Source organism: Komarekiella delphini-convector SJRDD-AB1, assembly GCF_014831675.1.
Taxonomy (GTDB): domain Bacteria; phylum Cyanobacteriota; class Cyanobacteriia; order Cyanobacteriales; family Nostocaceae; genus Komarekiella.
The window spans coordinates 98,821-117,301 of record NZ_VJXY01000018.1 but is presented as its reverse complement, the minus strand read 5'-3'; the positions used below and the strand labels follow the sequence as shown (position 1 = coordinate 117,301).

Here is an 18,481-nt window from a genome sequence, read left to right as displayed (position 1 = left end):
ATAAATATGAATCCAACCACTCTTACAGCATTAAGAATTGCACATAGACGGATGCAATCCCTGATTGAAGAGTTGTACACGGTCGCTCAAACTGCATTGGACAACGATGACTTGCCAGATGCTAGCTTACTTCAAAGCATAGCCGATAAACTTTATGTAGAAGCGGAAAACCTGGATATTCTGATTTCTGAATTGGAGGGTTAATGAAGACAAACGTTGAGTTAAAAGCTCGAATTAAAGAGCTTGGGAAGCAAGCAGCAGACTACAGTCGCCAAGCCATTCAAGTCTTTGACACAGACCGAGAACAAAACAGAACCTTGATGCGACAAGCTTACGAGTCCAGCAAGCGCTGCCAAGTTTTGATTGGTGAGTTACTAAGGCGGCAAAGTCAAAGCTAAGAACAACCTTTGTTTACGTTTTCAAAAGCGTTTTGTTTGCAGATCAACGCTTTTATTTTGCCACAAAAAGTTAATTCACTACCTAAAGTAAGTAATCAACATCATTTGATTTCACTTCACTCCACAAAAATACCATGAACACAATTAACCTACCAACCGGATGGACACCACCCAAATATCATCTTGGCCAATGAGTAAAACAAGGTGATTAAAAAGTTAGAGCGACTTGAGGAGCTAGACCTTCAGACTTTGCAAAACCTTTTTCTGGTTATTTTGGGTTGATATGCGATCGCTCTTTGGAGTGAAAGCCTCGAATTATCACTCAAACTCAGTTTCGCAGAAAGCTTTTAACAAATCGATACAGTTAGCGATCGCTCCTAAATGAGCAATTTCATAGCCATGCGTATTTTGTGTAGGAAATGCTAAACAAGCAGCACGAGCAACATGACCAAACTTCATAGCAATCGATGCGTCGCTACCAAATCCACTCAAGGTTGCTAACTGTACTGGCATATCTAGATTTTTAGCACAATGGCGTAGTTGTCCATTCAAATTCTCATCGTAAATACCATAGGCGTCCTGATAAAGAAGCACAGGATTTTTGCCGTCTTCAATTGGGTATTCGGTGGATAGCGGACAAATTTCTAAAGCAATCAAAGCATCCAAACGCTGGTTTTGAGTAAAAAACAGCGCCCCAATTGCTCCCACTTCTTCTTTTGCTGATGCTACTAGATAAACATCAACAACTGGCTTCAGGCTTGGAGTTAATCCAAGCAGAATCGCAACAGAAGCTTTGTTATCTAGAGTGTAACTGGCGATATGATCTTTTAGCCTAATTGGCAGCTTGCGATGCTTGCCAATCACCATTCTCGTTCCGGGTCGAATACCCGCAGCTTCTAGTTCTGTGGTAGAGAGTTTTGTTTCAATCCAAGCATTTTCCCATTTAACAGGGGTATCTTCCTGCTGAACTTTTTGGGGGGATTCATGGGAAACGTGGCGCGAACCAAAGCTGAGAATGCCACTAATAGTTTCGTGATCTCCTAGTAAATCTACAACGCCTTCACCATAAACCCAAGGGTAAGAACCACCTAGCTTACGGACTTCGACACGACCTTCATCGCCAAGAGTTTTGACAATTGCGCCAATTTCGTCTTTATGAGCTGTAATCGCGATCGCTCTGTCTGGATTTTTGCCAGGAATTTTCGCAATAATATTATCAGCGCGATCGCACCAAACTTCTACACCCAGATCTGTAAATCGCTGTAATAACAACTGGTTAATTTCGGCTTCTGCACCACTAGGAGAATGGTGCATTACCAATTCTTCAATAGTTTGAAACAAGCGATCGTAATCCCGCATCAATGTATTAATTTGAAAAATCAATAATTACCTATTGAACGTAATAGACTTAGGTTTGCGATCGCTTTAACTTTAAAGCTTCAGCAGCCGATACACCCTCACCCTGAGTGCCAAAGTACCACAAAGCCGCAGCCGCTTCAGCACGAGTTACTGGCTTTTTGGGTTGAAACAGCGTTGTATAGCCAAATACCCGCCGAATATTTGATTGTTCGGCATTTTGGAAATCAGCCAAAACTGCTCTCAAAGCCTTGGGATCAATTTTTCCCGCATCTTGGAAACCCCAGGTTTGCTTAACCGCATCTAAGTTGGCAGAAGGTAAAGCTTGGCGAGTATCCAGAGGTAATTTCCACAGCAGCAATTGCTCACGTGTTAAGGGTGCATCAGGACGAAACAAAACTGTTGTAGAATCTCCAGACAAAGGACTAGGAATTAACCCAGCTTCGGCTAATCCCTGAATTACTCGAAAATCAGGATCAGTTTTCGACACATCACTAAAAGCTGGTTGAGTGCTTTCTAATGCCAAGCGAATTTGTTTAGCTGGATTACTAGCATACATAGCATTATTAGCAGCAACCAGCCAACGGGCATATTCCCGACGAGTAACGATCTTACTGGGTTCAAACTGGTTAGTTGTGGCGATGTTACTCTTAGTAGGCTGTGATTCTATAGATAAAACACCTAATGCAGCTAAGTCTTGGACGTATTGCCGCCATTCTTCTGGTGCTTTATTCAGATCGTTAAATTCTTGAGCAGATGTAGTCGTAGGGGTTGTTTGGCTACCAGATGTGTTTCCTGGCTGTGCTGCCAAGTTTGTGGGTGACACCGGGCCAATAAACTGCGAATCTCCTGGTTTGGGAATTTCGCTAGTAGTTTCGTTAGGATTTGTCGGTTGTATCGTTACTGTACTATTTGGTGCGTACTCAATCCGTAATTCAGTAGCCGTTTGAGGTTGATTGGGTGTAGCGTTGGTGACTGATTGTGGCTGAATAGAAACTTTCAATAGCAAATCGTTGCGACGTGCTTCAAAAGTACCTCCTGCTTCATCTGTTGGTTGTTGCAAAATCTGCCAGTTATTTGTCTGAAACTGGCTACGATAAAAGTCGGCAATAAAATTGCTGGGATCAGAACTTAGCCAGCGAGTTGATATTGTATTTTCTGAGCCGTTAGTAGGCGTAACTTCCTCTAGCTTGGCATTGGGATATAACGGGATATCTTTGGGAAAATCAGCCGGCAACTGAACCATTGATTCGTTTTGCTGTGCTTGTGGTTTGTTACCTTTAGCTTCCCCAAAAACAATTGGGTTATTTTGGAGTTGCGGATCTGCTGCCAAAGACTGCTCAAGGTTTTTGGCAACTGGACTGTTAGCACAAGCTGTTAACGAAGTGAGTAAAACAGCTAAACTCAGAAAGACAGCTGGACGTTTACAGGGAAGCACAGGAAATCACAAATTGAGTTTCAATTCCTACCCTAGCGCAGACTGTCGAAATTTAATTTGCCTATCTATAAGTTTTTGCTAATAGCTTAGGGCTGAGTTTACAGCAAATCTCCAGCAGTTGAGTAGCAGCACGGGCTGGAGAAAAATTCTCGGCGACATATTGACTGGACTGGAAACCGCGCTTAATTGCTTCATCTGGATTATTCAGGCAGTATCTCATACAACTGGCTAATCCTTCTGCGTCTTCATTTTCAAAAAATAGGCTGTGTGGCCCAGCAACTTCTGGCAATCCTCCCATCTTTGAGACAATGGAGCAGGTTTGAACGCTAGAGGCTTCTAACACTACGTAACCTGCTGGTTCTTGCCAGCGAGAAGGAGCGACCAAAGCTAGCGCATCCTGAACTTTTACAAGTGCTTCTTGATTAGGAAGTTGACCCAAAAAACTAACGTAACTTAAAATCCCTAAATCAGATGCTAGCTGTTTCAATTCACTAGCTTGTATTCCGTTACCAATTATTAAAACTTCAAATTCCTGATTTTCGTCTTTCAAAATTCGCACTGCTTTCAATAAAATATCAACTCCCTTACTTCCATCTAATCTGCCGACAAAAACAAATTTATATGGATTAGATAATAGTTTTTGATCCTCTGGCTGGTTTTTTTGGTTAATTTCTATGGGATTATATAAAGTCTCTACTAACCAAGGAAAGGCGCTAGATTCGGCCAAAAAATTACTACAAGCTGTATGATAATCAGCTATTAATGCAGTACAAAGCCGGATAGCTAGTCGCATCCATTTTACGGCAGTATACAATTTCCATTTTAAAGGATAGTTAGCTTTAGGTAATGTGTGCTTTAATTCTGCTTGCAGACGTCTGCCAAACGTCATCTTCTCATAATTAATATGCGTTGTATGATAAAAAGAATAATGATATTTAATAACTATCTTTTTACCCAACGCTTTGCAAAGCATCGCAAAAACTAAGTTATTTGAGTTCATGTGAACTATATCAGCCCAGACAATATAGCTCAACCATTTGATGAAATTATCTTGTTTGGTGGAAATAGTTTTAATTTCAGTTCCTCTGGTTTCAAGTTCTGGGATAATAGAATAAATATAAGTTAAAACACCAGCAATTTCGTTGTCAGAATGACGATGCTGAATTAAAAGCTTCATACGTAAATAGACTATTTAAATATCTTTATTAATAATGTAAATTAATGGTTTAGTTTTGATTATTAAGTATAAAACTGAAGTTTATTGATACTTATTTACTTAATTAAGTAAATAACCTCGGTATACTCAAAAAATTTACCTATGGATAAAAGGATCTATAAAAATGAGTAAACGGTAGCAAAAGCTACCGTATTGTCTTTGGTCTACAGCTATTAGGTCTTGATAATTCCCATGCTTATTTATAGAGTTCCCTAAAATTTCGCTAAAGTAACATTTGCAGAAAAAAATTATAAATAAACCTAAAAAGCTTACTATACATAAGTTGTAAGGTTTTGCTGATTAAGGTAGAGTGATCTAAATCTTAAATTTGGGATGCGAGAACGATTGAAAACTCGCCAAAGAAGGGTATGGCTGTCATCTACTGCTTAATGCACTAACTAGAAGCGATCGCCAACTACCTAAAGTGATAGACTAAGAATAAATCCCGCCTTAGCCTCATCCAAGGAGGGAAATTATAGATAACGTTTTCTAACGCTAGCTTGCGATCAATTCTAGAGACTGTTCATCTGAGAATGGTAATCTGAATAAAGCAATACGCAAAAAATGTCAGTTTTAGGCAATTACAGGCATTTAACGTGAGCTTGCACTCTTAGAAATCGAGGTCATAGGCAAAGCGGTCAAGTGTCGCAGCAATTTCTCTCGAATCTATAAATTGAGTTTTTGGGAGAAATCCTACTTGTGCTTTAGTCAAGAACTCAACCCGCTAAGATAATAACCAATCTATTACTGGAGCCAGCTCTAGCAATTATTGGCTAGAAGCAGACAAAAAGCAGTAAATTTGTGCTTGTGGCTTAGTCAATCGCTTAGTTAAGGGGGAATGTTTATGGAAGAATTAACTCTCACGGTGCATAAAGATACCTTGATGTCAAAAACACAGATTGTATAAGAGTATGAAAAATCTAAAATAGATATTAAATTGAGAACAAAGAACGACCATCGACAAACGTTAGTCCATTTTACTTTCCGTAAGCGTCGCCGGGTTGTTACCAGTGCTGAAACACGAATACATGCCAGTTTCCCAGGATCAGCCTATCTATTCTGAGGCTCCACTCCATCTGTTGCTGTTTGTTGATGGACGCCCAAAGTCCCGACAACAGGTACAACGAATACGTGCTTACTTAAAAGAATTGCAGGCTGAGTATAGTTTTGAACTTGAAATCATTGATGTCGGGCAACAACCCTACTTGGCTGAACACTTTAAATTGATAGCAACGCCAGCTTTAATCAAAATCCACCCAGAACCCCGGCAGATTCTAGCGGGTAGTAATATAATTGCCCAATTGAAAAACTGGTGGCCTCGCTGGCAGAGTGCCATAGATGCTTACTTAAAATTACAGGAAGATTTACAAGAACGTATAGACGAAAATAGCCGAGTAACATCACCAAAATCTACAATCAGTTCTGTTGCTGTTTCCGCCGAATTCATCCGACTTTCAGACGAAATTTTTCGCTTGAAACAGGAAAAAGATAAACTTCAAGAGCAGCTACAGTTTAAAGACCGGGTGATAGCGATGCTGGCACATGACCTCCGCAATCCGCTAACTGCTGCCGCAATCGCCATAGAAACTCTCCAATCTAACTACAATTTAGATACAGGTGAGTTTGTGCGCCTCAAACCAGCCATGACGGCGCATCTATTAAAGCAAGCCCGCAGTCAAACTAAAACTATTGACCGAATGATTACTGACCTTTTACACGTTGGTCGTGGTAATGATACTGAACTACCGATAATACCACAAAAAGTGGAGTTAGGTAAAGTTTGCCTGGATGTACTGGAGGAATTGCGCGATCGCTACACTGCCAAATCCCAAAATATAGATACAGATATCCCCAAAGACTTACCCTGTGTCTATGCCGATCCAGAACGCATACGGCAAGTACTGATGAATCTGTTGGACAATGCCATTAAATACACGCCAGAAGGCGGGAAAATTAGCGTTGCTGGACTGCATCGTACTACCCAAAAAGTTCAGTTCAGTATTGGCGATTCCGGCCCTGGCATTCCTGTAGAAAATTGCGATCACATCTTTGAAAATCACTTCCGTCTGCAACGCGATGAAGGTACAGAAGGTTATGGGATTGGTCTTTGTTTATGCCAACGGATTATCAGGGCACACTACGGTCAAATTTGGGTAGACACTGCTCCCTATGGCGGAGCATGGTTCCACTTCACATTGCCAGTTTACCCGTCTTAGTCAAGAGTCAAAGACAAATGATATCTTAGCTTGAGACAATGCGATCGCGTCCCTCGGCTTTTGCTCGATAGAGTGCCTTATCCGCCCCCACAATTAAATCGGAAGGTGAGGATTCCCAAGTGGGAATAACGGTTGCCACTCCCATACTCAAAGTCACATACTGACTAACAGCAGATCCGTGATGAACAATTTGCAAATCTCTTACTGCTGCTTGCATCGCTGTGGCAACGTGAAGCGCACCAGATGCATGGGTGTTTGGCATAATCACAGCAAATTCTTCGCCGCCATAACGCGCTAGTAAGTCTTGATGTTTCTGCGCCTTACGGTTTAAGACAGCACCCACTTGTTGTAAGCAAATATCCCCAGCAGGATGTCCGTATCTATCATTATAAAATTTGAAAAAGTCGATATCACACAAAATCAGCGATAGAGGAGATTCCTCTTGTGCCAGATTAATCCACTGAGTATTGAGATAATCGTCAAAGCGGCGACGATTAGCTAACCCAGTTAAACCATCTACGTTTGCAAGGTGTTGTAAGGCTTGGTTTGCTGCCTCTAACTGTTTGTATACTTGCGCTTGTTGCAGTAGTCGGCGCAACCGCTGGCGCAGCACTGCCCAGTGAATTGGCTTGGTGATGTAATCGGTTGCTCCTGCTTCAAACGCGCGGTCTACAGACTCTTCATCATTTAAACTAGTGATCATCAATATGGGAGTACGCTCCCATAATTTTGAGATTACAGTACTACCAATGGCAGAGTCAGTATCAAACGTTGCCAGTGCTGAGATTAAATTGTTTCTGGCAATCTGGAGTAACTGCTTACAGCAGCTAAAGCCATCCATTTCCGGCATGACAGCATCTAGCAAAACTATATCTGGTTTAACAGTCTCGTAAGCATCTAAACACTGCTTACCATCAGAAACCTCGACTACCCGATAGCCTTCTTTTTCCATAGCTTTACGCAACAGTAGTCGGATGGTCTTGTCATCATCAGCCACTAGAATCACAGGAGGTTGCTTGGAAAGAGAAAATGGGCTTATGCCTGACATGAGTTGCGTTCCACAGAAAATGAAAGTATTGGGTAGGGGGAAGCCAGAAAAAACCTTGCATCCGTAGCCAAATTGCCTGTGAGCAATAGTTTTATTGCAGCTATTAAACTCGCACTTGACGCGCAATTTGGCAGGAGAGATGTGAACAAAAGATGTGTTGCGTGTGAAACTAGTGACGACTTTCAGAATTATCCTGAAAGAAAGCTGTGCTGCGATGGCGCATAGTGCCCGTTGGAAGCGATCGTATGGAGGCTATTTGTTACTGAGCAATTTCAGAACTTGAACAAAAAGTATGTCTTGCTTCACAACAAACTTTTTCTGACAATAGACTGCTCGATTTTGAGCCAAACAAGCGCCAGATAAATAGGCTTCATAGACGAGTGTATTTAAAATACAAAGGTAAATTTTACTTTTTTTTAGCTATGGTATGTAGTATGAAATGTTAGTTTTATCATTCCCCAGTCACATAGTGAAATTGCAATTATCTTGCAATGTTATTGAAAACTTCAAATAGCCAGCTTAATTATTTAGTTCTGTCATAGTTTTAAAATTAAATAATATGGGGCAAAGCTATTACTGCGTTGCTATAACGAGATACTCAATACTGCTAATATTACTAAACTTAACCCAGTTAAATGGTATAACTTAACTTGACTAAATCAACCGATTTGGTAAGACGTATCAGGGTTGAAAATAATTACATAAGGTGAAGATATACCTGAAGACAGAAGTTTATTTTTGATTTTAGGTTTAATACGCTAAGTAAAAATCCTTAACTGTATTCAATAATATATACATATCTGTGGTAAAAAAGATAGGCAACTTTTTTATCCAAATCAGGTAGTTAAAATAATCTAAATCTAATCCATAAATGCATAAATGCTAAATTAAGATTATTATGATTGGCTCATAAGACTTATAATTAATTTATTATTGAAGAACACACGAGATTGTCGTATTAATATGCGAAAACAGTAAAAAATTGGCACGTATAGCAAAGTGCTGAGTGCTGATTAGAAATCCAAGTAATTCAAGGCTTTGAGCAATCAACATTGTCCTAACCTATACTTTGACTGCTATAACAAGATTTTCGGAAAATGAAAGTCTATTGACATTTACCAGATTTCCTAAATGCCAGATCCCTTAATGTATCAACAGGATGTGTTTGTCGTCTTAGAAACAAACCAACCAGAACAATTTTTGACAGCAACAGAGTTATTAGAAAAGCTCAAAAAAATTCTTCAACAACTCAAATTTCAAGATTTGCCACCAGATTTGCAAAAGTTTAATGCTGTAGAAGCCCAAGCACAATATTTACTTGACACCAGTTGCGAGTTAGATGTTGGCCCTGGGCAATATTTGCAGTGGTATGCAGTTCGCTTAGAAAAATAATTTTTGAATCAAAAGTCAATAAACCTGCCTTGAAAGTCTATTTTTATTGTTCTCTGTGAGTGCATCTCACAGAGTCTCTGGCAAAATTTTAAAGTATCATCAAGCTAAAATCTAGAGTTACCCGAACAAAGCCTGATTTATTAGAGGATGTTTGAAAAGTCCTCTTGTTGGTAGCAAAATGTTCTAGATCCCCCTAAATCCACGCCACTTGCTACAAGTCGGGAAACCCGACGACAGTCGCCTCAAGTCGGGAAACCCGCCCACGGCGCTGTCTCCCCAACACAGTGGCTCCCTTTAAAAAGGGGGACTTTAATTCCGGTTTCCCCCCTTAAAAAGGGGAGCCAGCGGGGTCTTCTCCCAAAGGGAGAGGCTAGCGCCAAGGGGGTTTCCACGCCACTCCCCACAACGGATAGCGCAGCGTAAAGCCTTCTCTTCTCCTATCGGAGACACTTCGTGAACGAGAGGCTTCGCCTTAAGCGAAGCCATGCCGCAGGCTTTACGGCATGGCTTCTCTTCGAGAGGCTTCGCCAACGCTTAGAGCGAGTCTTGTCTGCGACACGCTGCGCGAACGAGCGTCGGGAACCTCCGCCTTGGGGTGGCTCCCCATGAGCGACTGGCGTGGGTTAGGGGGGATCAACAAGTGCCTAAAATCACAGGTAACTACTTTTCAAACAGCCTCTTAGTCTTTTTGGTATGAAGTCCGCCTTTGCGGACTTCATTTTTATAGCTGCGATTTCGGTCAACGCATACTTTTATTGTTTATTTATTAATCAACTCTTTTTGAGTAGTAATCAGCGCTAATTCAATTTTATTTTCACTTGGCTGTGTTATTTCAACCTCCACTCCAGGCCCAAAAAAGCTAGTCATTTTTTCCTGCTTTTTTTGCCACACATCAATTGGTATCAAGGGCGAATCAAATTCTAAAATCAAGGTATAAGACCCATTAACTTCTGTTTCTCGTAACCCTGTAACTACAGGTCGTTCTTCATCTGTGGGACTCAGCCCCAAAAAAGAGAGTGCGGAATCTAGATGAGCATCTTGACCATAGCAATATCGGGTAATGTCTTTGCGAATTTTATTTTGAGTAACAGTTGCTTGCTGCTCCCGCAGCATTAACATTGACGGTGTGGTAATTTGGCTAAAGGGTATGGGCTTGAGTTCATTAGCTTTGAGCGCCAGTCCACCCAACAATAGAGGAATACCATAAAAAAATCCTACAAGGTTGAGCGTGGCATTATTAGCAGCGTAGGCAACAAAGCCAATGATCGTTAATATGCTGCCGATAGTTAAACCGAGTGTTCCCAAAGAAATTTGGCGTAGCATGAGCTTAGATTACTATAAATTCTTAATACCTCAGTTTTATTATCATCGGCTATGAGTAACAGATTAGGGAAGAGTATTGGCTGAAACTACTAGGTAAATTAATCTGTCCAGGGCGTTGGATTTTGAGTTAAGTTTAAACTTGAGGATAGTTAAAGTTTGGAAGGAAATAATGGATATACAGACGTTAAAAGAACGAATTGCTGTAGTGCAAAGTAAACGCGAATATCTGCTGAATCTGCTGGAGCAACCAAACCTAGGAACATTGAAAATTGACGTAGATCAAGCTCTAGATGAACTGGACGAGTTAATTGATGAATTTAGACGCACTATTCCGCAAACAGAAAATAATTAAGTCGAAATAGGCGGTAGCAAGGATAAGAAATTGCGTCGGTGTAACCGTCAACTTACGGCTCTACCGACGCCTTTCAGTAATACATACGATAATTCCCAAATCCCCAGAATTGAGCTATGCCCAGGTTTACCCAGCAATTATAGCTGTATCATTTATCCTGCAACTGAACCATCTCCTGCACGCTGACCTAATTGTCTGACTAAAGCAATGAGTTCGGTTGTGGACACATCTTTTCTGCAAAAATTATCAAAACTAGGCATTGCTGTTGTCTCCAAAATGCTTGTATCTTCCACCGAGGAGTAAGCAAGAATCTGAGTATTGGGAGATATAGCTTTTATATGACTAGACGCACTCCAACCATCCATGACGGGCATCTGTAAATCTAGAATAATCACGTCAGGATGGCAACGTTTAACCATTTCTATAGCTTCTTCACCATTACTGGCTAAACCTACTACTTGAATATTTTCCTGACCAGAAAAAACCAATTGTAAGGTTAAACGAGTTAATTCGTGATCATCAACTACTAAAACGCGCAAGGTAGAAAGCTCGCAGGACAACATTAACATTCCAGGGAAATAAAAAACTACGTAGGGTAATCTTTAATAGTTTATGGGAACAAGTGCCAGCACTCACTCTATCCTATGGTTGAATAACTTGTGTATTGCCATGAATAATAATTTAGATAACTCCAAAAAATTAAAGTTTTCTAAAAAAAACTGAGTTGAGCTAGTTGTCAAGCTAGAAATAACTTGTTTTTTAATCAATCAGATTTGAGGTTGTGCCAGTTGAACGTAATGCCATATTCATGAGAGTTTTTTGTGAATTAGCTTCTGGACAATCGTCACCGGGACGCCGCTGGATGTAACTGCCATCAGATTGTAACTCCCAAGCTTGGCGATTATCTGCCAGCATAATTCCCATAATTTCTTGCAAGTCTTTAGCAATATCTGGATCTTTGACTGGAGTAATTACTTCAACACGGCGATCTAGATTGCGGCTCATCCAGTCAGCACTGCCAATGTAGATTTCTTCCTGTCCATTGTTGTAGAAATAATAAATGCGAGAGTGTTCTAAAAAGCGACCGACAATGCTGATTATGTGAATATTCTCACTAATGTCTTTGAGTCCTGGGCGTAAACAGCAAACGCCTCTAATAATTAGGTCAATTTGCACTCCAGCGCGGGAAGCTTCATATAAAGTGGCAATAATTTGTGGATCTACTAGGGCGTTCATTTTGGCAACAATGCGTCCAGTAAATCCATTTTGAACATTTTCGATTTCGCGGTGAATTAGTGCTAGAAAGCGATCGCGCATATTCACAGGTGCAACCAGCAACTCTCGATAAGACTTTTGCAGAGAGTAACCTGTTAAGAAATTAAATAAATCTGTGATGTCAGCACCCAATTCTTCGCGGCAACTAAATAATCCTAAATCTGTATACAGTCGTGCTGTTTTTGGGTTATAATTACCAGTGCCAATATGCACGTAGCGACGCATACAATCTTTTTCCCGCCGCACCACCATCAGGGTTTTACTATGGGTTTTCAGCCCCACTAAACCATAGACAACATGAACTCCGACTCTTTCTAGACGTCTTGCCCAGTAAATATTATTCTCTTCATCAAACCGCGCCTTTAATTCCACCAATACAGATACCTGCTTACCATTTTCAGCGGCGGCAATTAAAGCATTAACTATGGGCGAGTCACCAGAAGTCCGGTAAAGGGTCATCTTGATGGCTAACACATTTGGGTCATGAGCAGCGTGGGTAATAAAGCGCACCACTGTTGCCGAAAAGGATTGATAGGGATGGTGTACTAGCAAATCCTTTTCCCGAATTACAGCAAAAAAGTCTTTGCCTTCGTCTACTTCCACAACATTCGGGTCTAAACTTGGTTCTCTGAGCCGTTGTAAACGCAGAGGCACAACAGATTGTCGCGGTGGATCTTTGAGTTCCGGTAATGGTAATGCCATAAAGTACATTAAGTCCCGTAGTCCCAAAAGACCGTCTACTTCGTAAACATCCTTGTCTGTTAATTCTAAATCTTGCAATAATCGCGATCGCACTGGTTCAGGAGTCTGGGATTGAATTTCTAGCCGGACTGGACTCCCACCCATGCGCCGTTTTCGCAATTCTTGTTCGATCGCTAACAACAGGTCATCTGCTTCATCTTCTTCTAATACCAAATCGGCGTCGCGGGTAATACGGAACGGATGATATTCTTGAATAATCATCCCTGGAAATAGGGATTCTAAATTATGAGCGATCGCCTGTTCTAAAGGTACTCCAGTCCAGTGGATCGGTTTTCCGTCTTGCTGATCTCCTAACTCTGGCGGTATCGGTAAAAATCGCGGCAAAACGTTAGGGACTTTAACTCTGGCAAAAAATTCCTCTTCGGTGTCTGGGTTTTTGACTACAACAGCCAGATTCAAACTGAGATTGGAAATAAACGGAAAGGGATGACTAGGGTCAACAGCAAGGGGAGTTAGAACCGGGAAGATTTGTTCTTCAAAGTAACCCTCTAAATGAGTCCGCTGTTTCTGATTCAAATCTATGTAATCTAGGATATGGATACCGTGACTTGCTAACAGGGGTCGAAGTACTTGCTCAAAATGTTGGTGCTGTTTTGTGATTTGAGGACTGAGGGTAGACCCGATATCGTCTAACTGTTGTTGCGGCGTACGTCCATCAGGGGTTAACTGACTAACTTTTGCTTCTACCTGTTGCTTTAACCCTGCAACACGCACCATGAAAAACTCATCTAAATTAGAACTGAAGATTGCTAGAAACTTGAGGCGTTCGAGAAGAGGCGTGCGATCGTCACAAGCTTCATGTAACACCCTGCCATTAAACTCCAACCAGCTTAACTCTCGATTTATATAGTATTGCGGGTCACTCAGATTGATGGGGGTCGCGCTCTTTTTGGATTTTGCCATGATGACCTAATATGAGGCAGGTGTCGCCCATTTAACTGGAGAATACAAACATAGTAAATTAAATAGGGCTTGAGCGGAACTCTGAGCTCTTAGTTGTATATGGCTACTCTGTCTTTTTGCCTGCTATAGAGCAATGATGGATACAATATTTGCGCTATAATTTTTCCTCCTATAGAGACACTTGAAACAGCGCGTCTCTATAGAAGGAAGTTTTGCGATTATTAACTTGACATGGAACGCATCTTGGACTTGTACAAATTGGAAAAAGATGTATTGTTTCAGAAACAGCGTAACTTGTATCAAGCCTTATTCTATGTGTCTTAATTACGTTAACGCAGCAAGGCGTAGCTCCGGAGCGAGTTACGAATTAGTACTAGATGCGTTTGTTTGAGGTTAGCTCGACATCACGATTCAACAACATCATCTCAAGTTGAGAAATACGGCGGTTCAAAGCACCAATGACTTCTTGAGGATCGGAAGGCTTCTGTAACCACCACTTATTTCCTGCTGTTTTCAATGTCAGATTGCGTTCTTTGGTAAATTTGTGAACAGCGCTCGTCACACCAATGTGTTTTAAAACAACATAGTCATCTCCAAGCATTACACCATTAGGTTTGAGCAATTCCCAATATAATGTAATGTCTGCATACACATCGTCCGCCTCATGGCTGGCATCGATGTAAATCAAATCAGCTTTTAAGTCTTTTTGCTGTATCCATCGACCAGCAATGTTACTGGGAAGAGGCAATGGTACAATGGAGTCATGTAAATTGTTATACATAACATTTGCTAAAAATTGGTAGTACATTGTTGGCCAGCCATGCTTCCGGGATAGGCTAATAGAGTATTCTCCTGATAAATGCTCTATGGCTCCAAGCCAAGTATCAACGCAGACAATTGTGCCGTCAATGTGCTTCTCTTGCAGCAACTTGGCCATGTGAACAGCAGAAGCACCCTTCCAAGTGCCAACTTCGATAATAATCTTGGGTTTGATTTGATCGATTAATTGACTAAATGAGGGATGGTTACTTCCCCAGCCTTGCAAGTCTAAAGGATAATCTTGGTAGTTGAAGTTAGTGTAGGGATTTTCTAAACCCAGGTTGTCTACAATTGCTTGAGTTGAATCTTTAAATGCAGTAGCTTTACCATTCTGTTCCAAATCATCTAAAGATATTTGAAGAATAGAAGGTGCAGGAACAAAAGAATTATCTTGAGCTGCGTTAGATACAGGTTGAGTGTGCGTTTGAATTAAGGATTCTTTTTGCCAAGGAAAACCTTGGGGATATTTGGTCTGCATGACAGCATTGCCCTGATGGAAGAACTCAAGCTGTACAGAAAACCTACTCATTCCCGCTCGATAATTAACTGTGTAAAGGCCAGGAGTATCGCAGTGAGGATAGGCTTTTAGCAATTCATTGCACAGAATGATCGCTGAACTTTTGACACTTGCTGTGCCAGGTTCACCTGTAGTAAGTTCGCCATGTCTCATGTATAACTGGTGAGCATGTTGGAGGGCAACTCGTTTTTTAAGAAAGTAGCAATTAGTATCGATTAGATGATAGTTGTTGTAAAAGACTTGCCATTTACCCAAGCTCTCGCAGTTGTCGTAGGTTGCAAAAGTGCCATTAGAATTTACTATTTTTCTTAAGGCATAAGCCCAATCAAGTTGTTTTTCTTCGACAATATGAACAAGAGAACTAATATGATTTGGCTCAAACCAGTTATCCTCATCTAGAAAAGCCAAATAATCTCCTTTCGCTAAGAAAGGCGACATACCATAAATACGATGTCCATTAAACCCATCTTTACCTGTGGCATAGGGTAAACAAAGAACATGGGTTTGAGGCTTCTTAAACTCAATTTCCTCTAAAATAGACTGGGCAGCGGCTTCCCGCTCTTGACCGTCAATGACAATTAGATGTTCAATGTGTGGGTAATCCTGATCTTGGACGTTTTGAATCGCCTGCTTCATCAAAGGATTACCTGTTACCGGGGTGATGACAGAAACTAGCATTTTTCAATTACCTCCAGGTGCGAATAGTTTGATGGCAGTCGTAAGCAGTAATGGCAAGTTGGAAAAATCTAGCTATTTCGGTAATAGCGGCTTGATTTTCGTACAACACCGAGGCTCGTTTTTGGATTTCTTGCTGAATGTGGCTACGCCATTCCAAGTCATGCACGAGGCGGTAGGCCATCTCAATATAGGATTTAGCGTCCCAAGCAACGCAATCTAGCAAGCCCATTTGTTGATAAAATCCATAAGTAAGCCGGCTACGCAGGTAATCTCCTGGCCAAGTGACAATAGGTAGTCCCGCAGCAAATGCCTCTAAGGAAGTGTTGCCACCCCCAAAGTGAATAGGGTCAAGCATGACATCCCCTAAGATCAATAGCTGTAGATATTCTTCATAACTAAGCCGTCGCATAATACAGATCCGGTTTGCCACATCGGGAATGTTTTCTACCCAACGTTGGCGCAGTAGCTCATCCCAATGAGAGGAGATTCCTTCAAGCAGCACAAACCATCCCTGTGGATCACGTCGCAACAAATCCCCAATAATTTGGTCAAACTCTGGATGGAACTTAAATGAGCTTTGGGGACAGAGGTAAAGGGAACCTTCTGGAGGTAAACCAAAAGTTTCACGGCTGGCAGGAAGGGGCAGAGTTGGCTGAGTATAATAAATTCCTGGTTGCTTCAATTGGATCAGATGCTCGCTGTAGTGATCCTGAGCATTGTCAGATTCAAAAACCTCTGCTGAGAGAAAGTAATCCATGTTGGGGATACCAGTAGTGGAAGGGTGTCCCCAAGTCATGCATTGAACTGGAGCCAGTCGCGCAAAAGCCAGGAAGTAAGACAAAGGAGCCATCCCAATGTCGGTATAAAACAGCAAGTCTAGTTCCTGCTCAGCAATTTGCTGACGCGCCTTGACTAAATTGTTTTCTAAGGAAATGACACTATCCGCATAACTACCAATTTTTGCGGTCATAGCATCCTTAAAATCAGGTAGACGTAGCAAAATCACCTCAAACTGGTCACGAGGTAATTTCTCAAGAATGCCTCCGTAGAGTTTACCCATTGTGTGTCCCCGGAGAAATTGGGAACAAAAGCCGATGCGCCATCGCTTCTTGATAGGACGATCGCCTTTACAATGAGGAGCAACCCAGTCCAGATTTGGGCAATTGTTCACGTAAAAGCGAGCTATTGCTGTTTGCAATTGGCGATCATTGCGACCATGATAGGCTGGGTAAAAATTTACTACTGAAGCAACACCAACCGGATCTTTGAGCGTGATTCCTTCACTGTCTAACGCTTGCATTTCATCAAGCAAGCGATCGCGCTCTTGATCAATTTCTTGGCAAGAACTCAAAATTATAGGCAAAGACAGGGCCCGGCGAACTCGAAAATTAGGATCGCGGTGGACAGAATAGCCTCGTCGTAACACATCTCTGCCTTCAGCAAGCCGTCCTTGAGAAATTAGAGCTTCTCCCAGGTGATAGTAAGTTTCAAACTGCTCTGGCTCTAACTCCAAAGCTTGTCGCAGACTATCAACTGCCTTATCTACTTTATTGGTATGGATATAAATTAGACCTTGTGCATAATGTAGATTGGCACATTTAGGATACTGCTCTAGACCTCGTTGACTACAAAATAAGGCTTCCTCTATCCGAGACTGTTGACGCAAAAGACGGCACAGAGTAACCCAAGCATCTAGGTCAGTCAATCCCAAATTTAGGGCTTCTTGATAGCTTGTAATAGCCTTATCTATGCAACCCGTTAGCACAAAGATATCAGCTAAATTTTTGTGGGCAAGAGCATAATGAGGACGTAACTCAATCGCTTGTTCAAAGTAATCACCAGCCTCTTGCCATCTCATCCGGCGTTTACAAATAATGCCTAGATTGTTAAAAGCTTCAGGAAAATCTGGCTTTAACTTTAGGGCTGTTTCTAAACACTCGGTTGCCTCTTCTAGTTGATTTTGTCGAGTTAAGATTAATCCCAAATTTCGGTAAGCCTCTGCATAGCTGGGATCAATATCAATTGCTCGGCGGTAACAGACAACAGCTTCTTCAACTTGTCCTTGGTCTTTGTAAATAGTTCCTAAATAATTATGGGCGATCGCTTCTTCTGGTTCTAGCTGGATTGCTTGTTTTAAATAAACAATAGCTTCTGCTAACATTCCCTTTGTTTTTAGGGTTGAGCCTAGATGGTTGAGAGTATCAACATTATCAGGATTCAATGTTAGAGCTTGTCTGAATAGGGTAATAGCTTCATCTAGTTCCCCTTGTTGCGTTAAAACTAAGCCCAAATTATTAATGGCTTCGAGATAGTTAGAGTTCAGATTTAAGGCTTCTCGAAAACTGCTTATTGCTTCATCTAACTTGCCTTGCTCTCTGAGCAAAAGTCCTAAATTATTCAGAACTTCTGGAAAGTTTGGTTGCAAACGCACAGCTTGACGATAACAGGTAATAGCTTTCTCAACCTGTCCTTGGAGGGAAAATAACACTCCTAAGTTACTGTAAGCTTCCGCGTACTCTGGGTTGATCTGTAGAGCCTGCTGAAATGCACCTACCGCCTCTTGAAGTTGACTACTCAAAGCTAAAGCGGTTCCTAGCTGGAAATAAAATTCTGGTGCATTTGGGCTTTTAGTAATTTCTTCTTGAAAGTAGGCAATAGCCTCTGAGTAATGCCCTTTGGTAAGCAAAGCAGTACCGTCACTCATGCATTTAGCCCTAAGTTTATAAAGAAGATTAAAAACATTACGCAATATGCAACTGTTTCTAGAGCAAGCTTTATCAAAAGCGTA

15 protein-coding genes are annotated in these 18,481 nt (G+C 41.3%); 6 read left to right on the top strand and 9 right to left on the bottom strand.

Annotated features, from left to right (window positions below; all coding sequences use genetic code 11):
• Positions 1-6 precede the first annotated feature (6 nt).
• Positions 7-204 (top strand): hypothetical protein, encoded by a 198-nt coding sequence (locus FNW02_RS17725; RefSeq protein ID WP_191758827.1) that lies wholly within the window; start codon positions 7-9, stop codon positions 202-204.
• Positions 204-398, top strand: coding sequence for a hypothetical protein (locus FNW02_RS17720; protein WP_191758826.1), 195 nt, complete (start codon positions 204-206; stop codon positions 396-398). The genes FNW02_RS17725 and FNW02_RS17720 overlap by 1 nt, the downstream gene beginning before the upstream one ends.
• Positions 399-716: 318 nt before the next feature.
• On the opposite strand, the gene FNW02_RS17715 is transcribed toward FNW02_RS17720, so the two are convergent.
• The 3 genes from FNW02_RS17715 to FNW02_RS17705 form a co-directional block, all read right to left on the bottom strand.
• Positions 717-1,757, bottom strand: a complete 1,041-nt coding sequence (locus FNW02_RS17715; RefSeq protein ID WP_191758865.1) for a M42 family metallopeptidase — start codon at positions 1,755-1,757, stop codon at positions 717-719.
• Positions 1,758-1,806: 49 nt separating this feature from the next.
• Positions 1,807-3,192 carry an S-layer homology domain-containing protein gene (locus tag FNW02_RS17710; protein ID WP_191758825.1) on the bottom strand — a complete coding sequence of 462 codons (1,386 nt, stop codon included), beginning with the start codon at positions 3,190-3,192 and terminating at the stop codon, positions 1,807-1,809.
• Between the two features lie 61 nt (positions 3,193-3,253).
• Entirely contained in the window at positions 3,254-4,369 is a 1,116-nt protein-coding gene (locus tag FNW02_RS17705) for a glycosyltransferase family 4 protein (RefSeq protein ID WP_191758824.1), read from the bottom strand.
• A gap of 1,049 nt (positions 4,370-5,418) precedes the next feature.
• On the opposite strand from FNW02_RS17705, the gene FNW02_RS17700 reads away from it, so the two are divergent.
• Positions 5,419-6,624, top strand: coding sequence for a histidine kinase (locus FNW02_RS17700; protein ID WP_191758823.1), 1,206 nt, complete (start codon positions 5,419-5,421; stop codon positions 6,622-6,624).
• 25 nt (positions 6,625-6,649) lie between these two features.
• Here the strand turns inward: FNW02_RS17700 and FNW02_RS17695 are convergent, their stop codons facing one another.
• Complete coding sequence (locus FNW02_RS17695) at positions 6,650-7,672, bottom strand: GGDEF domain-containing response regulator (protein ID WP_191758822.1); 1,023 nt, start codon at positions 7,670-7,672, stop codon at positions 6,650-6,652.
• Between the two features lie 1,131 nt (positions 7,673-8,803).
• On the opposite strand from FNW02_RS17695, the gene FNW02_RS17690 reads away from it, so the two are divergent.
• Both FNW02_RS17690 and FNW02_RS17685 read left to right on the top strand, forming a co-directional pair.
• Positions 8,804-9,064 (top strand): CRR7 family NDH-1 assembly protein, encoded by a 261-nt coding sequence (locus FNW02_RS17690; RefSeq protein WP_191758821.1) that lies wholly within the window; start codon positions 8,804-8,806, stop codon positions 9,062-9,064.
• Between the two features lie 453 nt (positions 9,065-9,517).
• On the top strand, positions 9,518-9,673 hold the full coding sequence (locus FNW02_RS17685; protein ID WP_191758820.1) for a hypothetical protein: 156 nt from the start codon (positions 9,518-9,520) through the stop codon (positions 9,671-9,673).
• 150 nt (positions 9,674-9,823) lie between these two features.
• Here the strand turns inward: FNW02_RS17685 and FNW02_RS17680 are convergent, their stop codons facing one another.
• Entirely contained in the window at positions 9,824-10,387 is a 564-nt protein-coding gene (locus tag FNW02_RS17680; RefSeq protein ID WP_191758819.1) for a DUF2854 domain-containing protein, read from the bottom strand.
• Positions 10,388-10,556: 169 nt separating this feature from the next.
• Here FNW02_RS17680 and FNW02_RS38750 point away from each other — a divergent pair, with 169 nt between their 5' ends.
• A complete protein-coding gene (locus FNW02_RS38750) occupies positions 10,557-10,739 on the top strand; it encodes a hypothetical protein (RefSeq protein WP_225225723.1) in 183 nt (60 codons plus the stop codon).
• A 152-nt stretch (positions 10,740-10,891) separates the two neighbouring features.
• On the opposite strand, the gene FNW02_RS17670 is transcribed toward FNW02_RS38750, so the two are convergent.
• From FNW02_RS17670 to FNW02_RS17655, 4 genes are all read right to left on the bottom strand, one after another.
• Positions 10,892-11,308: a response regulator gene (locus tag FNW02_RS17670; protein ID WP_191758818.1), complete on the bottom strand. Its 417-nt coding sequence runs from the start codon at positions 11,306-11,308 to the stop codon at positions 10,892-10,894.
• A gap of 190 nt (positions 11,309-11,498) precedes the next feature.
• Positions 11,499-13,679, bottom strand: a complete 2,181-nt coding sequence (gene ppk1, locus FNW02_RS17665) for a polyphosphate kinase 1 (protein ID WP_191758817.1) — start codon at positions 13,677-13,679, stop codon at positions 11,499-11,501.
• A gap of 373 nt (positions 13,680-14,052) precedes the next feature.
• Positions 14,053-15,693 (bottom strand): class I SAM-dependent methyltransferase, encoded by a 1,641-nt coding sequence (locus FNW02_RS17660; RefSeq protein ID WP_191758816.1) that lies wholly within the window; start codon positions 15,691-15,693, stop codon positions 14,053-14,055.
• 7 nt (positions 15,694-15,700) lie between these two features.
• Positions 15,701-18,397 (bottom strand): tetratricopeptide repeat protein, encoded by a 2,697-nt coding sequence (locus tag FNW02_RS17655; RefSeq protein WP_191758815.1) that lies wholly within the window; start codon positions 18,395-18,397, stop codon positions 15,701-15,703.
• Positions 18,398-18,481: the final 84 nt, after the last annotated feature.

Bases quoted from the DNA above. Each gene is read 5' to 3' on its own strand.
- FNW02_RS17670 (WP_191758818.1), bottom strand. From the start codon at position 11,308: ATGTTAATGTTGTCCTGCGAGCTTTCTACCTTGCGCGTTTTAGTAGTT.
- FNW02_RS17680 (WP_191758819.1), bottom strand. From the start codon at position 10,387: ATGCTACGCCAAATTTCTTTGGGAACACTCGGTTTAACTATCGGCAGC.
- FNW02_RS17655 (WP_191758815.1), bottom strand. From the start codon at position 18,397: ATGAGTGACGGTACTGCTTTGCTTACCAAAGGGCATTACTCAGAGGCT.
- FNW02_RS17705 (WP_191758824.1), bottom strand. From the start codon at position 4,369: ATGAAGCTTTTAATTCAGCATCGTCATTCTGACAACGAAATTGCTGGT.
- FNW02_RS38750 (WP_225225723.1), top strand. From the start codon at position 10,557: ATGGATATACAGACGTTAAAAGAACGAATTGCTGTAGTGCAAAGTAAA.
- FNW02_RS17695 (WP_191758822.1), bottom strand. From the start codon at position 7,672: ATGTCAGGCATAAGCCCATTTTCTCTTTCCAAGCAACCTCCTGTGATT.
- FNW02_RS17720 (WP_191758826.1), top strand. From the start codon at position 204: ATGAAGACAAACGTTGAGTTAAAAGCTCGAATTAAAGAGCTTGGGAAG.
- FNW02_RS17660 (WP_191758816.1), bottom strand. From the start codon at position 15,693: ATGCTAGTTTCTGTCATCACCCCGGTAACAGGTAATCCTTTGATGAAG.
- ppk1 (WP_191758817.1), bottom strand. From the start codon at position 13,679: ATGGCAAAATCCAAAAAGAGCGCGACCCCCATCAATCTGAGTGACCCG.
- FNW02_RS17715 (WP_191758865.1), bottom strand. From the start codon at position 1,757: ATGCGGGATTACGATCGCTTGTTTCAAACTATTGAAGAATTGGTAATG.
- FNW02_RS17725 (WP_191758827.1), top strand. From the start codon at position 7: ATGAATCCAACCACTCTTACAGCATTAAGAATTGCACATAGACGGATG.
- FNW02_RS17690 (WP_191758821.1), top strand. From the start codon at position 8,804: ATGCCAGATCCCTTAATGTATCAACAGGATGTGTTTGTCGTCTTAGAA.